General features: G+C 65.9%; 11 protein-coding genes and 1 pseudogene. 4 read left to right on the forward strand and 8 right to left on the reverse strand.

Annotation, left to right across the window (positions count from 1 at the left end; genetic code table 11):
• Nucleotides 1–20 precede the first annotated feature (20 nt).
• Both KVT39_RS04190 and KVT39_RS04195 read right to left on the reverse strand, forming a co-directional pair.
• Nucleotides 21–2243 carry an amylo-alpha-1,6-glucosidase gene (locus KVT39_RS04190; protein WP_034180597.1) on the reverse strand — a complete coding sequence of 741 codons (2223 nt, stop codon included), beginning with the start codon at nucleotides 2241–2243 and terminating at the stop codon, nucleotides 21–23.
• 180 nt (nucleotides 2244–2423) lie between these two features.
• Nucleotides 2424–7892, reverse strand: coding sequence for an autotransporter domain-containing protein (locus KVT39_RS04195; RefSeq protein ID WP_217587958.1), 5469 nt, complete (start codon nucleotides 7890–7892; stop codon nucleotides 2424–2426).
• A 1-nt stretch (nucleotide 7893) separates the two neighbouring features.
• Between KVT39_RS04195 and KVT39_RS38635 the strand changes: the two genes are divergently transcribed.
• Nucleotides 7894–8139, forward strand: a complete 246-nt coding sequence (locus KVT39_RS38635) for a hypothetical protein (protein ID WP_368858903.1) — start codon at nucleotides 7894–7896, stop codon at nucleotides 8137–8139.
• 611 nt (nucleotides 8140–8750) lie between these two features.
• Here the strand turns inward: KVT39_RS38635 and KVT39_RS04205 are convergent.
• Together KVT39_RS04205 and KVT39_RS04210 are read right to left on the reverse strand one after the other, a co-directional pair.
• On the reverse strand, nucleotides 8751–9410 hold the full coding sequence (locus KVT39_RS04205) for a YdcF family protein (protein ID WP_034180599.1): 660 nt from the start codon (nucleotides 9408–9410) through the stop codon (nucleotides 8751–8753).
• A 240-nt stretch (nucleotides 9411–9650) separates the two neighbouring features.
• Nucleotides 9651–10685: a rod shape-determining protein gene (locus KVT39_RS04210; protein WP_034180600.1), complete on the reverse strand. Its 1035-nt coding sequence runs from the start codon at nucleotides 10683–10685 to the stop codon at nucleotides 9651–9653.
• 268 nt (nucleotides 10686–10953) lie between these two features.
• Between KVT39_RS04210 and KVT39_RS04215 the strand changes: the two genes are divergently transcribed.
• The gene (locus KVT39_RS04215; RefSeq protein ID WP_217587919.1) at nucleotides 10954–13362 is read left to right on the forward strand and encodes a patatin-like phospholipase family protein; all 2409 of its coding nucleotides are present in this window, start codon (nucleotides 10954–10956) and stop codon (nucleotides 13360–13362) included.
• Nucleotides 13363–13401: 39 nt separating this feature from the next.
• On the opposite strand, the gene KVT39_RS04220 is transcribed toward KVT39_RS04215, so the two are convergent.
• Together KVT39_RS04220 and KVT39_RS04225 are read right to left on the reverse strand one after the other, a co-directional pair.
• Entirely contained in the window at nucleotides 13402–14565 is a 1164-nt protein-coding gene (locus tag KVT39_RS04220; RefSeq protein ID WP_217587921.1) for an ATP-binding protein, read from the reverse strand.
• A 64-nt stretch (nucleotides 14566–14629) separates the two neighbouring features.
• The gene (locus tag KVT39_RS04225; protein ID WP_217587922.1) at nucleotides 14630–15340 is read right to left on the reverse strand and encodes a response regulator; all 711 of its coding nucleotides are present in this window, start codon (nucleotides 15338–15340) and stop codon (nucleotides 14630–14632) included.
• A gap of 220 nt (nucleotides 15341–15560) precedes the next feature.
• Here KVT39_RS04225 and KVT39_RS04230 point away from each other — a divergent pair, with 220 nt between their 5' ends.
• Both KVT39_RS04230 and KVT39_RS04235 read left to right on the forward strand, forming a co-directional pair.
• Nucleotides 15561–16475 carry a glutaminase gene (locus KVT39_RS04230; RefSeq protein WP_034180602.1) on the forward strand — a complete coding sequence of 305 codons (915 nt, stop codon included), beginning with the start codon at nucleotides 15561–15563 and terminating at the stop codon, nucleotides 16473–16475.
• A gap of 638 nt (nucleotides 16476–17113) precedes the next feature.
• The gene (locus KVT39_RS04235; protein ID WP_217587925.1) at nucleotides 17114–18100 is read left to right on the forward strand and encodes a hypothetical protein; all 987 of its coding nucleotides are present in this window, start codon (nucleotides 17114–17116) and stop codon (nucleotides 18098–18100) included.
• Nucleotides 18101–18629: 529 nt separating this feature from the next.
• Here the strand turns inward: KVT39_RS04235 and KVT39_RS04240 are convergent.
• A pseudogene (locus tag KVT39_RS04240) lies at nucleotides 18630–19124 on the reverse strand (IS3 family transposase); the annotation flags it as partial.
• 89 nt (nucleotides 19125–19213) lie between these two features.
• Nucleotides 19214–20746, reverse strand: coding sequence for a group II intron reverse transcriptase/maturase (gene ltrA / locus KVT39_RS04245; protein ID WP_368858904.1), 1533 nt, complete (start codon nucleotides 20744–20746; stop codon nucleotides 19214–19216).
• Between the last annotated feature and the right edge of the window lie 112 nt (nucleotides 20747–20858).

The raw sequence follows: 20858 nt of genomic DNA on the forward strand, positions 1-20858 counted from the left end.
AACGTTTGCACGTCGCCGCACTACAGCACCGCGACCACCTTCACGCGGCCCGGCTGCTCGGCCGACGCGACAACATGGCCGTCGACGCGGCGGAACGTCAGCGACACGGTTTCGTCGCCGACGCGCAGCGCATCGATCCGCAGCCAGTCGACACCTTCCGGCAGCGTCGGGCGCTCGACGCGCACCTCGTGGCGCGATGCATCGATGCTCACGCCGAGGCACGCCTGCAGCATCATGAACGGCGCACCGGCCGCCCACGCCTGCGGCAGGCACGCAACCGGATACGCGGTCGGCGGTTCGCCGCGCCGGCGCGGGAACCCGCAGAACAGCTCGGGCAGCCGCATCTCGAAGCTCACCGCCGCCTCGAACAGCGCGCGCAGCAGGTTCACCGCAGCCGTCTTGTCGCCGTAGCGCGCGAGGCCGCGTGCGATCAGCGCATTGTCGTGCGGCCACACCGAGCCGTTGTGATACGCCATCGGGTTGAAGCGCGGCTGGCCGGCCGCCAGCGTGCGGATGCCCCAGCCCGTCTGGAACAGCGTCGAGCCGAGCACGCCGGCGACCGCCGCGCCGCGCTCGGCGTCGGGCAGGCCGAACGCGAGCAGGTGGCCCGCGTTCGATGCGAACACGCGGCACAGGTCGCCATGACCGTCGAGCGCGATCCCGTAGAAATCGCCTTCCGGCATCCAGAACAGCGCGTCGACCTGCTCGCGCAGCGCCTTCGCGCGCAGCGCGTAGCGCGTGGCGTCGGCCGCGTGACCGCGCCGGTGCGAGCATGCCGACATCGCATCGAGCGCCGCGCACGCATAGGCCTGCACTTCGACGAGCGCGATCGGCCCGTCCGGGAAGCGGCCGTCCTCATGAAACACCGAATCGTGACTGTCCTTCCAGCCCTGGTTCGCGAGGCCGCGCTCCGACGTGCGCTGATAATCGAGCAGTCCGTAGGGATTGCGGTCGCACTTGTCGATCACCCATTGCGCGGCGCGCTCGAGCGCGGGCCACAGCTCGTCGATCAGCGCATCGTCGCCGGTGCGTTCGACATACGCGCCGGCCAGCACGATGAACAGCGGAGTCGTGTCGACGCCGCCGTAGTACAGCGCGAACGGCACCTCGCCCGTCGCGGCCATCTCGCTGCGGCGGAACTCGTGCATGATCTTGCCGGGCTCCGCGTCGCGGAACGCGGACGTTTCGCGCGCCTGATGCTCGGCCAGGAAACGCAGCACGCCGCGTGCGAGCGACGGCTGCAGCCACAGCATCTGCAGCGACGTGATCACCGCATCACGGCCGAACGGCGTCGAGAACCACGGAATGCCCGCATACGGGTACGGCCCCGTGTCGAGCTGCGTCGTGAGCAGCCCGAGATCCGCGAGCGAACGGTCGAGCCATGCGTCGAACAGCGGATTGCCGGTGTTCACGCGTGCCATCGACTCGCGCCGCGCGCGCATCTCGCGGTGCACGCCGACCAGCGCGGTGCGCAGCGCGACGCGGCCGCACCCGGGCCCTTCGATGTGCGCCGGGCCGAGCGTCGCATCGACGGTCAGGTAGATCGACACGCACGCCTGCGCGGCGATCGTCAGCGTGTAGTCGGCGCGATCGACCGACAGTGCGTCGGGCGCCGGCGAGAAATGCACGGTCACGTTGCGCTCGACGCCGTCGAGGCCGTCGTAGCGCAGCCGCACCGCGCCCGCATCGACGCGCGGAGCAGCCACCGTGCCGCGCTTCGGGCGCTGCGTGCCGCGCACCTCGAACATGTCCTTGAAATCGGCCGCGAACGACAGCGACAGCGGCACCTCGGCTTCGCTCGCGCCGTAGTTCGTCAGCGTCAGCGCTTCGTACAGTATGTCGCCCGCGAGCACGCGCATCCGTTCGATATGGATCACGCCCTCCGGCGTCTCCTTGCCGCCGAGCGGCGGCAGCGGGCGGTTGGTCAGGTGTGCGGTAAACGATGCGTTGTCGGCGCTCGTCGCGCCCGACAGCAGCGACGGCGCGCGGCCGCCGAACGTCAGGCGCCATTTCGACAGCACGCGCATGTCGTCGACGAACAGGCCGTCGTCGTGGCCGCCGATGTCGCCGAGCGCATCGCCGACCACGAATGCGTCGCCGGATTTCAGCACGTACTGGTTGCCGCGCGCGAGCGCCTGCGGATCGGCTTCGGGTGCGATGAATGCAGGGCCTGACGCTGGGGTCGGGGCAACAGGCGCGACTTGCGGCGCCTGCGTCGTCGTGGCTTCGGCGTGATTCGGCATCGATGCTCCTGTGTCGAGGCGCAACGCGCGGCGCGCGTCGCGTGTTTCGCACAGGATAGGCCAGAACGGGGGACGCGCGCAGCGACGAAACGGCCGCGACGCCATGCGACGTTTCCGTCACCGCATGGCGTCGCGGGCTAGCGCCGAGGCCGGCGCCGACGTGGGCGTATTACGCGCCGGTCAGAACTTCCACAGGATGTTGCCGAGCACCGCGTTGTCGCGCACGCCGCTGCCGTACTGGCCGCTGTACGTGAGGCCGAGCGTCAGGCGCTTCGTGATGTTCGCGTCGATGCCGGCCTCGAGCACTGCGCTGTCGCGAGCAATCGGCACGCCCGACACCTGGAACGACGTGCCGCCGTTCGCAAACGCGAACGTCGACGACGGCCGCACGTTGCCGAACGCGTGGCGCCAGCCGACCGTCCCGCGCGCGGTGAACGTGCCGCTCGCGATCGAGCCGAGCTGCGACGCCGCGCGCAGGCCGAGCGTCGAGAAGCCGACGTGGGTCGTCTCGCCGCCGGCGCGCAGCGCTGCCGCGCCGCCGCTTTCCGTATAGCCGTCGGTATGCAGGTTCACGTACGCGATGCCCGCGAACGGTTCGATCGCGACGGGCCCGACCGGCAGCGCGTAGCCGACTTCGCCGAACACCTGCGCCGAATTCGCGTTGTAACCGGCCGAGTCGTGATCGGAGAAGCCCGCGAAGCCCGGATTACGGTCGCTGTTGATCCGGTACCACGTGTACGACGCGCCGCCGCGCACGCCGAGCGCACCGTACTGCGCACCGCCGTACAGCGACAGGTAGTAGCTGTTCACCGACGCCGACGAACTCTGGTCGTTGTCGAGCGAGCCGTGCGTGACGCCCGCGGCCAGGCCCGCGCGCCACTTGTCGTTGAACGCCATGTCGGCACCGGCGATGAAGCCCGTCATGCTGCGCTTGATCGTCGATGCGTTGCCATCGCCGGCAAGCCGGCTGCGGCCGCCGAACGCCTGCCCCCAGACGACCGGCTGGTATGGCGTACCGCCGTAGCAGCCGTCGCGCGAACCGATCCGGCGTTCCGGCGGCAGCGTCGGGTCGACCGCGCCGGCCGTGTTGTCGCCGCACAGCGCGGCACCGCCCGACGACAGCGCCGCGAGCGGGCCCGATCCGGGCGCGAGACCCTGGCGGACGCGATCGGTCACGGCATCGCGCACATAACGGCTGTCGAGCAGCAGCATGCTCTTCAGGCTCGCGTGCAGTTCGCCGTCGAGCAGCCCGTATGCGCGGCGCGCGGTGCCCGCGTCGGTCGTCAGCACCGCGTCGTACAGCGGGTTGCCGGCGCCGAGCCCGCCGAGCGCGGTCGCGACCGCGCGCTGGTTCGGCGTCGTCGCGACGTCGGGCAGCGCGGTGCCGTTCCCGACCAGTTGCAGGTACACGTGATCCGGATCGTAGCTGAGCGTCGGCATCAGGAACGCGTAGTTCGACTTCACCTGGCTGAATGCGCCCTGCACGCCCGACGAGGCGGTGAGGATCGTGTAGGTGGTACCCGGCTGATAGCCGGTCTGGTTCGCGATCACCTGCACGGTGCCGCCGTTCAGCGTCGCCGTGCCCGTCGCGGCGACGCTGCCGCTTTGCTGCGGCGTGGCCGCGACCTGGAACGTCGAACCCGGCTGGAACGTGACGTTGCCGGCCACGTTCAGCGCCGCGCCCGGCTGCGACGCGGCGGCCGTCGCGCCGCCCTGCACCACGAGGCCGCCGATCGTGCCGGTGCCCGTCAGCGTCGCGCCGTTCTGCACGGTCACGGCCGATTGGGCGAGCGAACCGTTGACGGCGAGCGTGCCGGCGCTGACGGTGGTCGGGCCGCTCAGCGTATTCGTGCCCGTCAGCGTCAGTTGCCCGCTGCCGGCCTGCGTCAGCGAACCGGTGCCGGACAGCACGCTTGCAACCGTCACGCTGCCGGACTGATTGAACACCAGCGCGCCGTTGTCGACGACGTTGCCGGCGATGCTGCCCGACGTGCCGCCGTTGCCGAGTTGCAGCGTGCCGCCGGCCGCGATCGTGGTGCCGCCCGTATACGTGTTGCTGCCGGTCAGCACCTGCGTGCCGCTCGCCACCGTGACGCCGCCCGTGCCGCCGATCGTGCCGCCGAATTCGGTGCCGGCGCCGTTCAGCGTCAGCGCATTCGCGCCGAGATTCACGTTCGTGCCGGCCGCGCCGGCCAGCGTGCCGATCGTCTGCGCGCCCGTCGCACCGCTCACGTCGAACGTCGCGCCCGCGCCGGCCAGGTTCACCGCGCCCGTCGACGCAAGGCTGCCGCCCGCGCCGAGCGCCAGCGTGCCCGCGTTGATCGTCGTGCCGCCGGTGTAGGTGTTCGCAGCGGTCAGCGTCGTGGTCGCCGCGCCGTTCTTCGCAAGTGCGCCCGCGCCGGAAATCGCACCGCTCAGCCCGAGCGCGTTGCTGCCGCCCAGCGTGAGCGCCGCACCCGTGCCGAGATTGACCCCGTTGCTCACCGTCAGGCTCGCGTTCGTATCGAGCGTCGCCGCGCCGCCGACGTTCAGCGCGCCGGTGCCGAGTGCCGCGGCGTTGCCGAGCACGACGCTGCCGCTGTTCAGGTTCGTGCCGCCGGTATAGGTATTCGCACTGTTCAGCGTCTGCGTGCCGGTGCCGGCCAGCGTCACGCTGCCCGCGCCGCCGATCGTCCCGCTGAACGTGCCGCTGGCGGTCCCGCCGAGCGTCAGTGCGTTGCCCCCAAGGCTGATGTTCGTTCCCGCGACGCCCGACAACGCGCCGAGCGACTGCGCACCCGTTGCACCGCTCAGGTCGAGCGCCGCGCCCGCGCCGGCCAGGTTCACCGCGCCGGTCGACGCGAAGCTGCCGCCCGCGCCGAGCGCGAGCGTGCCGCTGTTGATCGTCGTGGTGCCCGAGTACGTGTTTGCGCCGGTCAGCGTCGTCGTCGTCGTGCCGTTCTTCACGAGGCTGCCGGCGCCGCCGATCGAGCCGGCCAGCCCGAGAGCGTTGCTGCCGCCGAGTGTCAGCGTCGAGCCGGTGCCGGCGAGATTGACGGCGTTGGCGAGCGTCAGGTTCGTGGTCGTATCGAGCGTCGCCGCGCCGCCGACGTTCAGCGCGCCGGTGCCGAGCGCCGCTGCGTTGCCGAGCACGAGGCCGCCGCTGTTCAGGTTCGTGCCGCCCGTATAGGTGCTCGCGCCGTTCAGCGTCTGCGTGCCGGTGCCGGCCAGCGTCAGGCCGCCGGTGCCGGAGATCGCGCCGCTGAAGGTGCCGCTGGCCGTGCCGCCGAGCGTCAGCACGTTGCCGCCGAGGCTCACGTTCGTGCCCGCCACGCCCGACAGCGCACCGATCGCCTGCGCGCCGCCCGTGCTGATGTCGAGCGCCGCACCGGCGTTGGCGAGATTCACCGTGCCCGTTGCCGCGAGACTGCCGCCCGCGCCGAGCACCAGCGTGCCCGCGTTGATCGTCGTGCCGCCTGTATACGTGTTCGCGCCCGTCAGCGTGGTGGTCGCCGCGCCGTCCTTCACGAGGCTGCCCGCACCGGAAATCGCACCGCTCAACCCGAGGGCGTTGCTGCCGCCGAGCGTCAGCGTAGTGGCCGTTCCGAGATCGATTGCGTTGCCGACCGTCAGGCTCGTGGTCGTATCGAGCGTCGCCGCGCCGCCGACGGTCAGCGCGCCGGTGCCGAGCGCCGAGCCGTTGCCGAGCAACAGGCCGCCGGCGTTCAGCGTCGTGCCGCCCGTATAGGTGTTCGCGCCGGACAGCGTGACCGCCGCCGCACCGTTCTTCACGAGACCGCCGCCGCCGGCGATCACGCCGCTCAGGCCGAGACCGGTGTTGCCGACGAGCGTCAGCGTCGTGCCCGTCGCGATATTGACGTCGTTCGCGAGCGACACGTTGGTGGCCGCATCGAGCGTCGACGAACCGTTCACGTTCACCGCGCCGATGCCGAGCGACGTATTGCTGCCGACGGCGAGGTTGCCGCCATTCAGGTTCGTGCCGCCCGTATACGTGTTCGTGCCCGTCAGCGTTTGCGTGCCGGCGCCGGCCAGCGTCACGCTGCCCGCCCCGCCGATCGTGCCGGCATAGGTCGCATTGGCGCTGCCGTTGAGCGTCAGCGAATTGCCGCCGAGGTTCACGTTCGTGCCGGCCGCGCCGGCCAGCGAGCCGATCGTCTGCGCGCCCGATGCGCTGCTCACGTCGAACGTTGCGCCCGCGCCGGTCAGGCTGACCGTGCCCGTCGCCGCCAGGCTGCCGCCCGCGCCCAGCGCGAGCGTTCCGCTGTTGATCGTCGTGCCGCCGGTATACGTATTCGCGCCGGTCAGCGTGGTGATCGCCGCGCCGTTCTTCACGAGGCCGCCGGCTCCGCCGATCGTGCCGGCCAGCCCGAGATCGTTGCTGCCGCCGATCGTCAGCGTCGTGCCGGTGGCGAGATTGACCGCGTTGTTGAGCGTCACGTTTGCGCTCGTGTCGAGCGACGCGTTCGTGTTGACGTTCAGCGCGCCCGTGCCCAGCGACGTATTGTTGCCGACGACCAAACCGCCGCCGTTCAGGTTCGTGCCGCCCGAGTACGTGCTCGCACCGGACAGCGTCAGCGTGCCGCCGTCGTTCTTCGTCAGCGCGCCGGTGCCCGTCACCGTACCCGACAGCGTGAGCCCGGTCGCGCCCTGCACCGTCAGCCCGCCGGCATCGAGCGTCACGCCGTTGGCGACGTTGAGCCCTGCCGTGCCCGCCTGCAGCGCGCCGCCATTGGCCGTGATGGTGCCGGTGCCGAGCGACGCGTTGTCGCCGATGATCGCGACACCGCCGTTCAGCGTCGCATCCTGCGCGGTGGATGCACCGTTGATCGCCCAGTTGCCGCTGTTGACGTCGAGGTGGTTGAAGTTGATGTAGTTGTTGACCGCGATCGTACCGTTCGGGGTGGCGCCCTGCTGCAGATTGAGCGTGTTGTTGCCGCCCGCGCCGCCGTCGACGATACCGGTCGCCGCCACGTTGAGCGTGTTCGGACCGACCGTGATGTTGAACGCGCCGCCGGTTCCGCCCGCCGTGTTGACCGACGAGCCGGTCACGGCATTGAACGTGTTGGTGCTGTTCGCGCCCATCGACACGCCGCCGTTGATCGTGCCGGAGTTGGTGAACGTATTGCCCTGCCCGGGCGTGCCGTTCGTGCCGAACGATACGCGGCCGTTGATCGTTCCGCTGTTGCTCATATTGACCGTGCCGCCGCCATATGCGGCAACCACGGGCGCGTCCGCGCCGACGAGGGTCGCGCCGACCAGCGGGTTGGACCCGATCGTGCCGGTATTCGTGATGTTCGACGTGCCGCCGGTGCCGTTCTGGACCGACAGCGCCATGCCCGTCACGCCGCTGATCGCCACCCCCGTCGAGCCGTTCATCGTGCCGTTGTTGACGACGGTGGTGTTCGCGCTCGCCGATGCATTGCCGACCACCGCGCCGCTCGACAGCACGCCGAGCCCCGAGCCGAGCACGGAAGGATCGATCGTGCCGTTGTTGGTCAGCGTGTTGTTGTTGCCGGTCAGCGACATCGCCGTGCCGCCGACGCCGAGCAGCACGCCGACGCTCGCGCCGGGGTTGACCGTCGCGTTCAGGTTGTTCGCGCTGTTCGCGTAACTGGGAGCCAGCGGGTTCGCAACGCCGGAACAGGTCACCGTGGTGCCTGCCGTGCTGCAGGTCGCATGGGCGGGAACGACGCCGGCGCCGGACAGCGCCAGGAAAACACCCGTCGGCAACATCAGTCTCGGAAACGGCTCGCCGGCTTTTTTCGAACGCGCAAGATTCATGCTTTCCCTCAATATTGGTTTTGGTATTGCGGCTGCACCTGACGGCACGCAGCAGAAAATCGCGAATAAAGACGTGCACACCGGCGGTCGCAATGCGACGTCGGCATATTCATGAATAAGTTTTTAATCAGCCCCGGGTTGCGGACGCGAAACTAGTCGAATGACATGATGGCGGCCCCTGTTTCTCTGCAGCGAATTTTTGGTTGATTTGATTACTTCCCTGCTTTTTGTCAGACAAGGCTATATCAAACTCACGCCATTTTCCAGTCGATGTTTACCCATCGGATCAGGGCCAAGATGGATGTATTTTTTACCCGCCTCAGCATGCATTCAGCGGTGCCCCGCATGTTTTTCGCCTGTTTATTTTGATTTTTCGCAAAAACACCGGAATCGCGGCATCCGTAAAAACGCTAATACGCGGCTTCAATTCAACGCGTACGAATTTTGCGGCGCAGTATTTCCATGCCGGCGAATCGCCGATACCGATAATCAGCATCCGTTTAACAACAGATAAAAAACGGACTTGCATGCAATCGGCCAAATCGTTTCGATTTCCGTCTTACATCAAAGCTGAAACGCGAATCGTTATCGCCTGTCCGGCACCGATGACATCCGTGCGGCCGGCGAGAAAACAATGGAAACAACGCCGCATCCGGCGTGAAACGGCAGGAAGCCCGAAGGAAGGAGAAAATCAGTCGCCGGACGCGTTTGCCTCCGTGCGCCGTCTTATGAAAACAGGCTCATCAGGTAAAGCATCGGCCGGAACGAGACCGGCCGCGCGTCGGGATTCGCCCACAGACGCACTGCATATACCGCGTAGGCCGGCACCTCGCGCCAGCTCGAATAGACGTCGCGCAACTGGAAGCGGCGCGGATACGCGGCGGAGATGTTCGCCCGCGCGATGCCGACGCGCTCGAACGCAAGGCGCGCCCGCGCAAGGTGGTAATACTGGCTGACGATCAGCACGCGCGACAGGCGGTGCGCCTGCAGGTACGCAAGCGTGTGCTGGGCGGTCGCGAGCGTGTTGTCGCCCTGGTCGTCGACGGCGATCCGGTCGGCCGGCACGCCGCGCGCCACGAGATAGTCGCGCATGGCCGTCGCCTCGTTCAGCCCGGGGCCGTCGATCGCGCCGCTGACCAGAAACGCCGGGCACTGCCCCGTGCGGTAGCAGCGCACGCCGACGTCGAGCCGGGCCGCGAGCACGGGCTTCGGCGCGCCCGTGTCGTCGAGCGCGTTGCCGAAGATTACGGCGACGTCGGCCGGCTCGCTCGGCATCCGCATCCCGTACGCGACGAGCGCGACGGCCGCGGCAACCCAGATGCATGCGACGACGGCCAGCAGGCGGCCCGCCCGGGCCGCAAAGCCCCGTTTGGTTTGGTAATTCAAGGTTTTCGGTCTCTCAGGTCGTCGGGCGTATCGGCTGGCCCGGCCCGGCATGGGCGCGTAACGCTAGCACGGCGCGCTCGCGCGTGTCCACGCGGCCGGCCGATGCCGGGCCGTTACCGACCTGCTGGAAAGAAGACCGACTCGCTTTGCGCTGGCGGGCGGGCAGGCGCTACGGAGATCGAAAGAATGTGAATGGCTGCGTTGCGCAGCGATGCCCGGCCCGGCCCGAATCGAACCGCGTCAATCGGCCGGACACATCGCCAGCCGCCCCATCGCCTCGCCTGCGCCACGCACCGCGCAGGTGGCCGGCTCATCGGCGATCCGTGCGATCACCCCCGTCTCGTCGTACAGCAGGCGTTCGAGATCCGCGAGCAGCGCGCCGCCGCCCGTCAGCACCACGCCGCGATTCGCGATGTCGGTCACGAGCTCGGCCGGCGCGTTTTCCAGCACCGACTTCACCGCGCCGATCACCTGCTTGAGCGGCGCGGCCAGCGCGTCCGCGACGTCGTGGTTGGACAGCTCGACCGAGCGCGGCAGGCCGTCGCTGATGCTGCGCCCGACCGCGCGCGTCGTCGTGCGCGGCACCGCGCTGGTGGCCGAGCCGATCGTCTTCTTCACGTGCTCGGCCGTCTGCTCGCCGAGCAGCACGCCGTACAGGTTGCGGACATGGTTCACGATCGCCGCGTCGAACTGGCTGCCGCCGACGCGGATCGCTTCGCGGTAGACGATGCCGCCGAGCGCGATCACCGCGACTTCGGTCGTCCCGCCGCCGATGTCGATGACCATCGAGCCGACCGGCTCGGTCACCGGCAGGCCCGCGCCGAGCCCGGCAGCCAGCGATTCCTCGATCAGTTCGACCTCCGATACGCCGGCCGCGAATGCGGCCTCGCGGATCGCGCGGCGCTCGACGGCCGTCGCATCGGACGGCACGCACAGCGTGACCTCGACGCGGCGGCCGAAGCGCGAACGCGTGCGGGACATGTCGATGAAGCTGCGGATCATCTGTTCGGCCGCGTGCGCGTCGGCGATCACGCCGTGCCGCATCGGCCGCACGGCTTCGAGATGCCCCGGTTCGCGGCCAAGCAGCGCCTTCGCACGCTCGCCGACGGCCTCGAGCGTCGGCCGCGCGTCGTTCGCACCGGCCTTGCGGAAGCAGATGACCGACGGCTGGTTCAGCACCACGCCGCGCTCGTGCGTATAGATCTGCGTACTCGCCGTCCCAGGGTCGATCGCAACGGGTTGCGCAAACAACTTTCCGAACAGCGGTGTCGACATATCAAGCCTTTTTGAACGATCGGGCCGGGACGGCCCCGCCGCATCCCCGCGGCGCGCCTGCCGCCCCATCATGAAGTTAGCGGCAAATCGTGCCGATACTTTAGCCAATTCCGATGATTATTTCGCGACGAAATTGCCGAAACCAGTACTTCGAGGGTGTCGGACTCCGAAACGGTCTCTCGCGTTGCGCCTGTAAAACACGGTAATCTCTCGGTCTTGCCTGCTCCCGGCAGGCTTCAGACGCCCGATCACGCCAGGTATTTCCTCAATGACAGCGAACGTTTCCTCCCGCTGGGCGCGGGTGCGCCCGCTCTGCACGACGCTCGTCGCCTTCTGGTGCTGCACGGTCGCCGCGCAGCCGCTGCCGGCCACCGCCACCGCCACCGCGCCCGCCCCCGCTGCGGCCGGCACGCCGGTGGCCGCTGCCTCCGCCGCGACGCCCGCTGCCACGCACGACTGCACGGCCGACGGCGGCCCGGCCGGCCGCCCGTCGATCGGCCTCGTGCTGTCCGGCGGCGGCGCGCGCGGCTACGCGCACCTCGGCGTGCTGAAGGTGCTGGAGGAAAACCGCATCCCGGTCGACTGCATCGCGGGCACCAGCATGGGCGCGGTGGTCGGCGGCCTGTACGCGAGCGGGATGGCCGCCGACGACATGCAGAAGCGCCTGTCGGAGGTCAACCTCGCGGATATCGCGTTCGACGTGACGGACCGCGCGGACCTGCCGCAAACCAGCCGGGAAGACGAACGCCTGTACATCAACGGCCTGACGCTCGGCTTCGGCAAGAGCGGCGTGAAGGCGCCGGTCGGCCTCGTGCAGGGCAACCGGCTGCAGGCGCTGCTCGCCGACTGGACCGCCTCCGTGCCGACCAACCAGCCGTTCGACCGGCTGCCGATTCCGTACCGCGCGGTCGCGACCGACCTGCAGACGGGCCAGATGGTCGTGCTCGACCACGGCTCGCTGCCGCTCGCGATCCGCGCGAGCATGGCGATGCCCGGCCTGTTCGCGCCGGCCGAGATCAACGGCCGCGCACTGGTGGACGGCGGCCTCGTCAGCAACCTGCCGGTCGACACCGCACGGCAGATGGGCGCGAACGTCGTGATCGCCGTCGACATCGGCTCGCAGCTGCGCCCGCTCGACGCGCTCGCGTCGCCCGCCGACGTGATGCAGCAGATGGTCGGGATCCTGATTCGCCAGAACGTGTCGGCCCAGCGCCGGCAGATCACCGCGAACGACGTGCTGCTCACGCCCGAGCTCGGCTCGCTCGGCTTCACCGATTTCCAGAACGCGCGCCAGGCCATCTCCGCCGGCGAAGCGGCGGCCACCGCCGCGCTGCCGCGCCTGAAGCGCTACGCGCTGCCCCCCGACGAATACGCCGCCTACCGCTCCGCGCATGCGCAGCCGCTGCCGCCGCCGGTCCGGATCACGCGCATCGAGATCAAGACGAGCGGCGGCGTGCCGAAGCGCGTCGTCAGCGACGCGCTGCACGTGAAGCCCGGCGACCTCTACGATCCGCAGTCCGTCAGCCAGGATCTGCTCGGGCTGACGACGGGCGGCAATTTCGAGAGCGTCACCCAGCAGGTCGTGAGCCACGGCAACGACAACGTGCTCGAGATCAATGCGCGCGAGAAATACTGGGGGCCGAATTTCCTGCTGTTCGGCCTGGGCATGTCGAGCAGTTCGACCGACGAGGGCGGCTTCCGCCTGCATGTCGGCTACCGGCGGCCCTGGCTCACCGAATCGGGCCTCGAGTTCCGCGCGGATACGACGATCGGCAGCGACCTGCAGTCGGCGCGCGTCGAATTGCGCCAGCCGCTGCCGATGGCGTACGGCGTCTATGTCGCGCCCTACGCCGAATACCAGCGCCGCTACGCGAACCTGTACGACAACACCGGCGACGTGAAGGTCACGCAGTACCTGATGCAGACCGCGCGCGCCGGGCTCGATCTCGGCCTGCCGATCGCGCGGCTCGGCGATTTCCGGATCGGTCTCGGTTACGTGACCGGGCACGGCTCGCCGACCTACAACCTGCCGTTCGACGACGGCAACAGCCAGGCGCTGCTGTGGCCGAGCTTCACGTCGCGGGCGCTGACCGCGCGTGCGCGGCTCGTCATCGACCAGCTCGACGATCCGATGTTCCCGCGCAAGGGCTATTTCACCGAACTGCGCGTCGAACGCTCGCTGGTATCGCGCAACGGAGGATCGGCACAGGAGTTCGACGACGGGATCAATGACGCGCCTTACACCGAGATCTACGGCAAGGCGATGATTGCGCAGCAGTTCGGCCGGCACAGCGTCAGCGCGACGATCGAAGGCGGCAAGAGCATCGGCGGCACCAACCTGATCAATGCCTTCAACTTCACGCTCGGCGGCTTCCAGCATTTGTCCGCCTATGCGGCCGACCAGTTGAACGGCAACGAGCTCGCGTACGGCCAGATCACCTACATGAATCAGTTGATGACGTTCAACGCGTCGCCGGTCAAGGCGCTGTCGGTGGGCGCCAGCGCGGAAGTCGGCAATGTCTGGTCGAGCGGCCAGCAGATCGGCGGCGGCGCGCTCAAGCAGAGCTATACGTTCTTCACGAGCCTGTCGACCGCGTTCGGGCCCGTCTACATCGGCGTTGCGCTCGCGCCCGGCGGCCGCCGCAACTTCTACCTGCAGCTCGGCCGCACTTACTGATGCGCCGGCGCCGCGCGAAACGGCCTGTCGCGCCTGCCGTCAGGACGACGGGCCGGCCGCGGCGCGCGCCGTGCCGATCGGCCAGCTGATCTCGAAGCGCGCGCCGCCGAGCTCCACCGGATCGACGACCGCGATCCGGCCGTTGTGCGCATGGAGCACCTGCCGCGTGATCGACAGGCCGAGCCCGTAGCCGCCGGTGCGGCGGTCGAGGCGCACGAACGCGTCGAAGATCCGTTCGCGCTCCTGCTCCGGCACGCCGGGGCCGTCGTCCTCGACGAAGATCCCGATGTTGCCGTGCTCCATCGCGATGCCGACGACGATCCGCGACTGCGCATACTTGCTCGCGTTGCGCAGCAGGTTGCGCATCGCGTACGACATCAGCCGCCGGTCCATCTTCACGCGCAGGTTCGACTCGAGCGCGACGCGCGACTCGATCGTGCACTCCGGATACAGCAGCTGCGCGTCGTTGACCTGGTGCTCGAACCACGCGACGGGCGCAGTCATCTCGAGGTTCGACTGCAGCGAGCTGTATTCGAGCCGCGCGAACGTGAGGCTCATGTCGATCAATTCCTCGAGCTCGGTCACGTCCTGCGCGATGCTCTCGAGCGCGCCCTGGTATTCCGCGGCAGAAGCGGGCTCGCGCAGCATCTCCAGCGCAAAGCGCACGCGTGCGAGCGGCGTGCGCAGCTCGTGCGAGATGCCGTTCGTGAGATCGCGCTGCGCGGCGATCAGCCGCTCCATCCGCATCGCGAGCGCGTTCAGCGTCCGCGCGAGCGGGCCGATGATCACGCTGTGCGATTCGCGCGCACGCGTGTTGAAGCGCCCGCCGGTGAAGTCGATCGCGCGTTCGCGCACCATCACGAGATCCGACCAGACCGGCCGCATCCACCGGTACGCGGCGAGCGCGGGCGCCGCGAACACGAACGCGAGCACGATCCAGATATCGCCCGGCAGCGCGTCGAACGCATGCCACACCACCTGCGGCGACAATTCGACGCACAGCGCGAGCGCCGGCACGAGCGCGGTCAGCAGCACGAGGCCGAGCAGATGCAGGTAGGTGCGCACGTAAAGGCGCGACCAGCTCGGAATGCGGTCGGCGCGCGTATCGGTCCACGCGCGACGGAAATGCAGCCAGCGCCATTTGACATAGCGCAGCGTCGACAACGGCGGTGCATCGGCGTGCGAACGGGTTCGTCGGATCATCGCGGCTCCCGGCTGGCGGGCGGATTGCTGGCGCGGAACGTGACGGCGTCGCCTGACGGCGGCGTCATTCCCACGCGTGCTTGCTGAATTGGTAACCCTTGCTGCGGATCGTCTTGATCCGCTGCGGGTTGCTCGCGTCGTCGCGCAGCTTGCGGCGCAGCTTCGAGATGCGCCCGTCGATCGTGCGGTCGAGGCCGTCGAATTCGACGCCGCGCAACTGCAGCATCAGGTCGTCGCGGCTGACGACCTCGCCCGCATGGCACACGAGCGCCCACAGCAGGTCGAATTCGGCCGACGTCAGATCGGGCGTGCTGCCGTCGGGCAGCACGACACTGCGGTCGGTGCGGTCGATCGAGAACTTGCCGAATGCATAGCGTTCGGGCTGCGACGCGGCGCTCTCGACCGTACGCGCGGGCGCGCGGCGAAGCTGCGCCTTGATCCGCGCGAGCAGGATGCGCGGCTCGACCGGCTTGTGCACGTAGTCGTCCGCGCCGAATTCCAGGCCGAGCAGCTCGTCGAACGGCTCGTCGCGCGCCGTCACCATGATGATCACGCCGTCGTACTGCTTGCGCGTCTCGCGGCAGATCTCGAAGCCGTCCTTGCCCGGCAGGTTCACATCGAGAATCACGAGATCGGGACGAATGGACAGGATCGCCGGCACCGCGGCGTCACCATGCAGCACAGTGTCGACTTCATAGTCGTTCTTGCGCAGGTAGCCGGCGATCAGCGTGGACAGGCGGGTGTCGTCTTCGACGAGCAGGATGCGAAAAGACATGGGCAGCGGTCGGGTCATCGGGGTAGCCGCGGCGGCGCCGGCCGATGCCGGACGCCGGCCATCGGCCGAAACGTACCGCATGATACTGCGCCCGCCGCTTGCCCGTTTGCCGGTCTTGAAAATAAGGGCGCGATGCCGGCCACGCTTGACGAATCGGCGCCGGGACGGTTCCATACGGGCTCGCCGGAATCCGGGCCACGCATCTACCCTGCCTGACGTGATGAATTACCAGACCATCCTCGATCGCATCCACACCGAACTCGCCCCCTGGATCGGCCAGGGGCGGGTTGCCGACTATATTCCCGAACTCGCGAAAATCCCCGCCGACAAGTTCGGGATGGCCGTCGTGACGCTCGACGGAAACGTTTACACGGTCGGCGACGCGCACGAGCGCTTCTCGATCCAGAGCATTTCGAAGCTGTTCGCCTGCACGCTCGCGTTCCAGTTGCTGGGCGATGCGCTGTGGGAGCGGGTCGGCCGCGAGCCGTCCGGCACCGCGTTCAATTCGCTGGTGCAGCTCGAAAGCGAGCGCGGCAAGCCGCGCAATCCGTTCATCAATGCCGGCGCGCTGGTTGTCACCGACGTGCTGTGCCGCCGCTTCGTGAAGGCCGAGACGGCGCTCGTCGAATTCGTGCGGCGGCTGATCGGCGCGACCGATATCGACTACGATTCGCGCGTCGCGCTGTCCGAGCTGCAGCACGCGGAGCGCAACCGCGCGATGGCGCACTTCATGGCGAGCTTCGGCAACATGCAGATGCCGCCCGACACGGTGATCGACGCGTATTGCCGCCAGTGCGCGATCACGATGAACTGCGTCGAGCTGGCGCGCGCCGCGCTGTTCCTCGCGAACGGCGGCGTCGCGCCGGTGACCGGCGAGCGGATCGTCGATTCGAGTTCCGCGAAGCGGCTGTCGGCGCTGATGCTGACCTGCGGCACCTACGATGCGGCCGGCGATTTCGTGTATCGCGTCGGGCTGCCCGCGAAAAGCGGCGTCGGCGGCGGGATCGTGGCGGTGCTGCCTGGGGAGATGGCCGTGTGCGTGTGGGCGCCGGGGCTCGATGCTAATGGGAACTCGCTGGCGGGGACGTTGGCGCTGGAGTGGTTGACGACTTATACGGGAAGGTCGATTTTTTGAAGGTGGCGGAGTCGAGCGCAACTCGTTCGTTGCAATGGTGATAGGTCAATTCGGCACGCAGCGGCACACTGAACGGGGAATTCGTCCTTTGGCCGTGATTGCCCCATTGCTACCAGTCACGTCGCCACGGGTCGAACCACAGGTATTGGAGTGGAATGGCCGTATCGGACTCTCACCTTTAACCAATCATCGGCTCTCGCTGCCCATGGCCTGACCATTTACCAAAGATGGCTATAATCACATCTCCATGAAGTGAAACGGCATCTTCTTCGGGCTTCAGTTCCAACACCGAATCAAGGTAGGCCGTAAGCGAAACTATGAATATAATTCAGGGGAAGCAATGGGCCTATATCAGGAGGTCCTGCTTGAGCTTGGAAACTTCGTTATGTGCCCCAGCCAACAAATCTAGACCGCCACTATCGACCCTCGTTGATTCACGCATCGCGCTGATACCTACCCCGCCGATACCGCTGGGCAATGCACCTGATGCGCAGTGCCTAAAGCTACTTCAGGTATAAATCCGACGGTCCCAGCGCTGGATTCCTATGATCGGCATTGACCACAGTTGCCTTGAGCCGTAGCTGCTTCAGGCCCGAAAAGCCATTTCGCCGATGACAACAACATAGACTGATAGCTCCGTGAACAAACAGCTAGCTGACCTGATTCGTGATTACCAGGCGAAAGTCCATGAGGCCCTCGTACTCATGCAGCGGTCCGGTATCCGGATGCCGCATTCAAACCTGCAGTGGATTCAAAGCGACATCCCACCAAAGGGCCTACTTGATGACGATATTATGTACGTGAAGCATGGCACCGGGTGCAGAGTCTATCTCCCTACTGGAGAGATCGATTTTGATTTCGGAAATCTTGGAGAGATCAACGGATTTGACCTGTGGCGTCTGTCTCGCTTTGCTAGCGATAAGTTGTCGACATACGGTTTCGAGAGCCAGGATGCTCTCGAGAGATGCTTCGAGACGGCAGTTTCTGAAGGGCATGTGGTTCGCTCAGAGGATTCTCTCTTCTACGTCGCGAACCGCACTCGTACACTGGCTGTTGACATCGACAGCCGGTTACCTGGCGACAATCTCCCTCCTCGCAATCTGGACATCGTGCTGGTACTTCATAGCCACTATTTTCAGGCTGCTGAGTTGATGCGCGAGAACTACGACAATCTGTACCAGAAATGGAAGAAGAACAATTCCTTGAGTCATCGAAAGGTCGTTGATCTGCGAATCTATATGTCTTCCTGGTTAGGCTTTCTTGCTGTGACATGCGAAGGTTTCGAAGATATCGGAATGCATCTTCTCCTACGGAATAGTCGCCCAACGTCATTTGAGGAATTGATTCCAAAGAGCAATGCCGTAGGAAAAATGATTAAGCGACACCGCAATCCTCTTCGGGAGCTCCGAAACAAAACTTTTCATCTGCGAGAAAATCCGGAGGCAATCCGACGTTTCTTCGCTCCCGATGCAAACAGGCTTCCGTGGGCTCGTGAATTGCACGATGCGTTTACAGTTTTTTTCTCTGCTTATCTCGTCGAGTGTGAAGTCCATTACGCACTCAACGGACGACGAGGCGAGCTGCGCGTCACACGAGAAACTCCTCAACAATACAAGATGATGTGAGCTACCCGCCCTGCTAGACTGCTGAAGCCCCGGAGGATTTACTAGCTCATCGCGTCGCCGGGAAGATCGTCATTAAGACCATCGACTGTTAAAGTTTCGCCTACGCGGAAAGCGGACATCAGCGGCAGGCCACATTTGGCTGATCTCAGACGTCAAAGGCGGCGTGGCGTTCGCCCGTCCGGTCTGTGCCGAAGGAATCACATCAGTGTTATATTTCTGAGCACATGCGCTTGAGCAACTGACAACGTACACCAGTCGCTCGATATTCTGATCCGGCCCAACATCGGGTTATATCCATGGAGCGAGGGGACGTTGGCGCTGGAGTGGTTGACGACGTATACGGGGCGGTCGATTTTTTGAAGCGGCGAAGTCAAGCGCAACCCATTTTTTTGCAATGGCGACAGGTCGGTTCAGCACGCACCAGCACACGATGTGGGGAATTCGTCCTTTGGCAGCGATCGACTGCGGAGTCAACCCGTCGATGCAACACACTTGTGAACCGCACCGGGAATCGTGGAGGCTGGTTGGTTTAAGTTAATGCGGACACGTCAGCGGCATTTCTGAGTTGCCTGTAGTAGTTTGCCTCAGCTTCAGCAGGCGGGATATAGCCGAGCGGTTCCATCAGCCGATGACGGTTGTACCAGGCGACCCATTCCAGCGTTGCCAGTTCGACGGATTCCCTCGTTTTCCAAGGGGCGCGCCGATGAATCAGTTCCGTCTTGTACAGGCCGTTGATCGTCTCGGCCAGCGCATTGTCGTAGCTGTCGCCCCGGCTGCCGACCGACGGCTCGATGCCGGCCTCAGCCAGCCGTTCGCTGTAGCGGATGCTGACGTATTGAGACCCTCTGTCGGAATGATGAATCAAAGTCCCGTCCTCACCCAGTTGGCGGGCGTACAGCGCTTGTTCAAGTGCATCCAGAACGAAGTCCGTGGACATCGACGAGCTGACGCGCCAGCCAACAATACGGCGGGCAAACACGTCGATCACGAATGCCACGTACAGCCAGCCTTGCCATGTCGAGAGTGGAGTAAGAGACCGGGCGTAGTCGAGCTATCTCCCGGCCTCTCCTCCCCGAACCGGACTTGCACCTCTCAGCGCATCCGGCTCTCCGTTCAAGCGTTGCTCATAGCAAAGGCGACATCGGCATAGCGCGATTCGATGGTGCTGCGTGTCTCATCGCGCATGATGTACGGATTTTCCGACGGGCTACGCCACCTGAACTGGCCCTTCCGACTGGTAACAAGACGCCGAAGCGCCACCGGCCCATACCAACCTCGACTGTTTTGGCCCTGCAGCACCCATGTTGCAGCCTGTCCCGGCTCCGGCGCCCGGACGTAGTCGCGCATCAGCGACCTGAACCCTCGCCGATACCTGCGCGCGAGCCAGTAGCCGAATTTCCAGAAGACCGTGCGATCCAGCTTTCTGAACATGGTGGCCGTGAAGTCGGTGTATTGGTAGAAGGCGGCCCAGCCGGCGATCTGCCGGTTCAGGCTTGCCATCAGGTCCATCCGGTTCATGCCGTAGTTGCCCGACAGTTGCTTGACGAGCCTCCCGGCAAAGCCTCGATACTTCTCCCACGGAATGGTCGTTACCGGCCGCATGCGGCCACGTGATCCACGCTTGCGGATGATGCGGTGACCGAGGAATACGAAACCGTCGTTCACGTGTGTAATATGGGTCTTCTCCATATTCAGCGTGAGCTTCAGTTCGCCTTCGAGGAACTCTCGGCATGCTTCGCGCACTGCCTCGGCATGTTCGCGAGTTCCCTTGACCACGATCACAAAGTCATCTGCATACCGACAGTAGGCAATAGCTGGTTTCCACTGCCGGTTTTCTCGAACAGTAATCGGACGCTGCTTGAGAATCGCGAAGTTCCACGCCCACCGATCCTTCCGCACCTTCTTGCTCAGGTAGTTCCTTTCCATCCACGCATCGAATTCGTGCAGCATGATGTTGGACAGCAGCGGCGAGATGACGCCGCCCTGAGGAACGCCTTCACTCGCGGCACGAAACAGATCACGATCAACGCATCCTGCCTTGATGAACTTCCAGAGCAGGGCAAGGAGGCGCTGGTCGGCGATCCGCTTGCGGATTCCCTTCAGAAGCAAGCGATGATGAACGGTGTCGAAGTAGCTGGCGAGGTCGCCCTCGATGACCCAGCGTCCAGCGACACTTTGTTCCCCACCGTCCTGCAACTGAAGCTTCACCGTGCGAATCGCGTGATGTACGCTACGGGCAGGTCTGAAGCCATATGAAACCGGGTGGAAATCGCTCTCCCATATCGGCTCCATCGCCATCAGCATGGCCCGTTGCACGATCCGATCCCGTAGGCTCGGAATGCCGAGCGGCCTGAGCTTGCCGTTCGCTTTCGGTATGTACACGCGTCGTGCAGGCAGCGGACTATACGAGCCCGCCAACAGTTCTTCACGTATCGTCGCCAGTTCATGTCGGAGATTCGCTTCCATCATGCGCTTGTCGATCCCGTCCACGCCCGGTGTGCGGGCTCCGCTGGATGCCAGCGTAATGCGAGCCGCTTCACTCAGCCAATCTCTATCGGCAATCAGTCTCAGGAGTCGATCGAACTTGCGCTCTTTGTTCTCCGTCGACCATGTCGCCAGTTTGCTCTGCATTTCACTGATTATCAAAGGTCTTCACCTCATTGCGGTCAGTTAATCAACCCAGCAAACCACTTCAACTGCCTCCCTTCGCCATGTGGCCGGCTTTCCCGACCTCGGACTACTACGGAGGCTCCGCCAG

Origin of the sequence: Burkholderia sp. GbtcB21, assembly GCF_019091065.1 — a bacterium.
Taxonomy (GTDB): Bacteria; Pseudomonadota; Gammaproteobacteria; order Burkholderiales; family Burkholderiaceae; genus Burkholderia; species Burkholderia pyrrocinia_C.

What these genes read in the sequence shown, in the direction of transcription:
- KVT39_RS04190 (WP_034180597.1), bottom strand. Translation starts at nt 2,243, where the DNA reads ATGCCGAATCACGCCGAAGCCACGACGACGCAGGCGCCGCAAGTCGCG.
- KVT39_RS04210 (WP_034180600.1), bottom strand. Translation starts at nt 10,685, where the DNA reads ATGTCGACACCGCTGTTCGGAAAGTTGTTTGCGCAACCCGTTGCGATC.
- KVT39_RS04215 (WP_217587919.1), top strand. Translation starts at nt 10,954, where the DNA reads ATGACAGCGAACGTTTCCTCCCGCTGGGCGCGGGTGCGCCCGCTCTGC.
- KVT39_RS04220 (WP_217587921.1), bottom strand. Translation starts at nt 14,565, where the DNA reads ATGATCCGACGAACCCGTTCGCACGCCGATGCACCGCCGTTGTCGACG.
- KVT39_RS04225 (WP_217587922.1), bottom strand. Translation starts at nt 15,340, where the DNA reads ATGTCTTTTCGCATCCTGCTCGTCGAAGACGACACCCGCCTGTCCACG.
- KVT39_RS04230 (WP_034180602.1), top strand. Translation starts at nt 15,561, where the DNA reads ATGAATTACCAGACCATCCTCGATCGCATCCACACCGAACTCGCCCCC.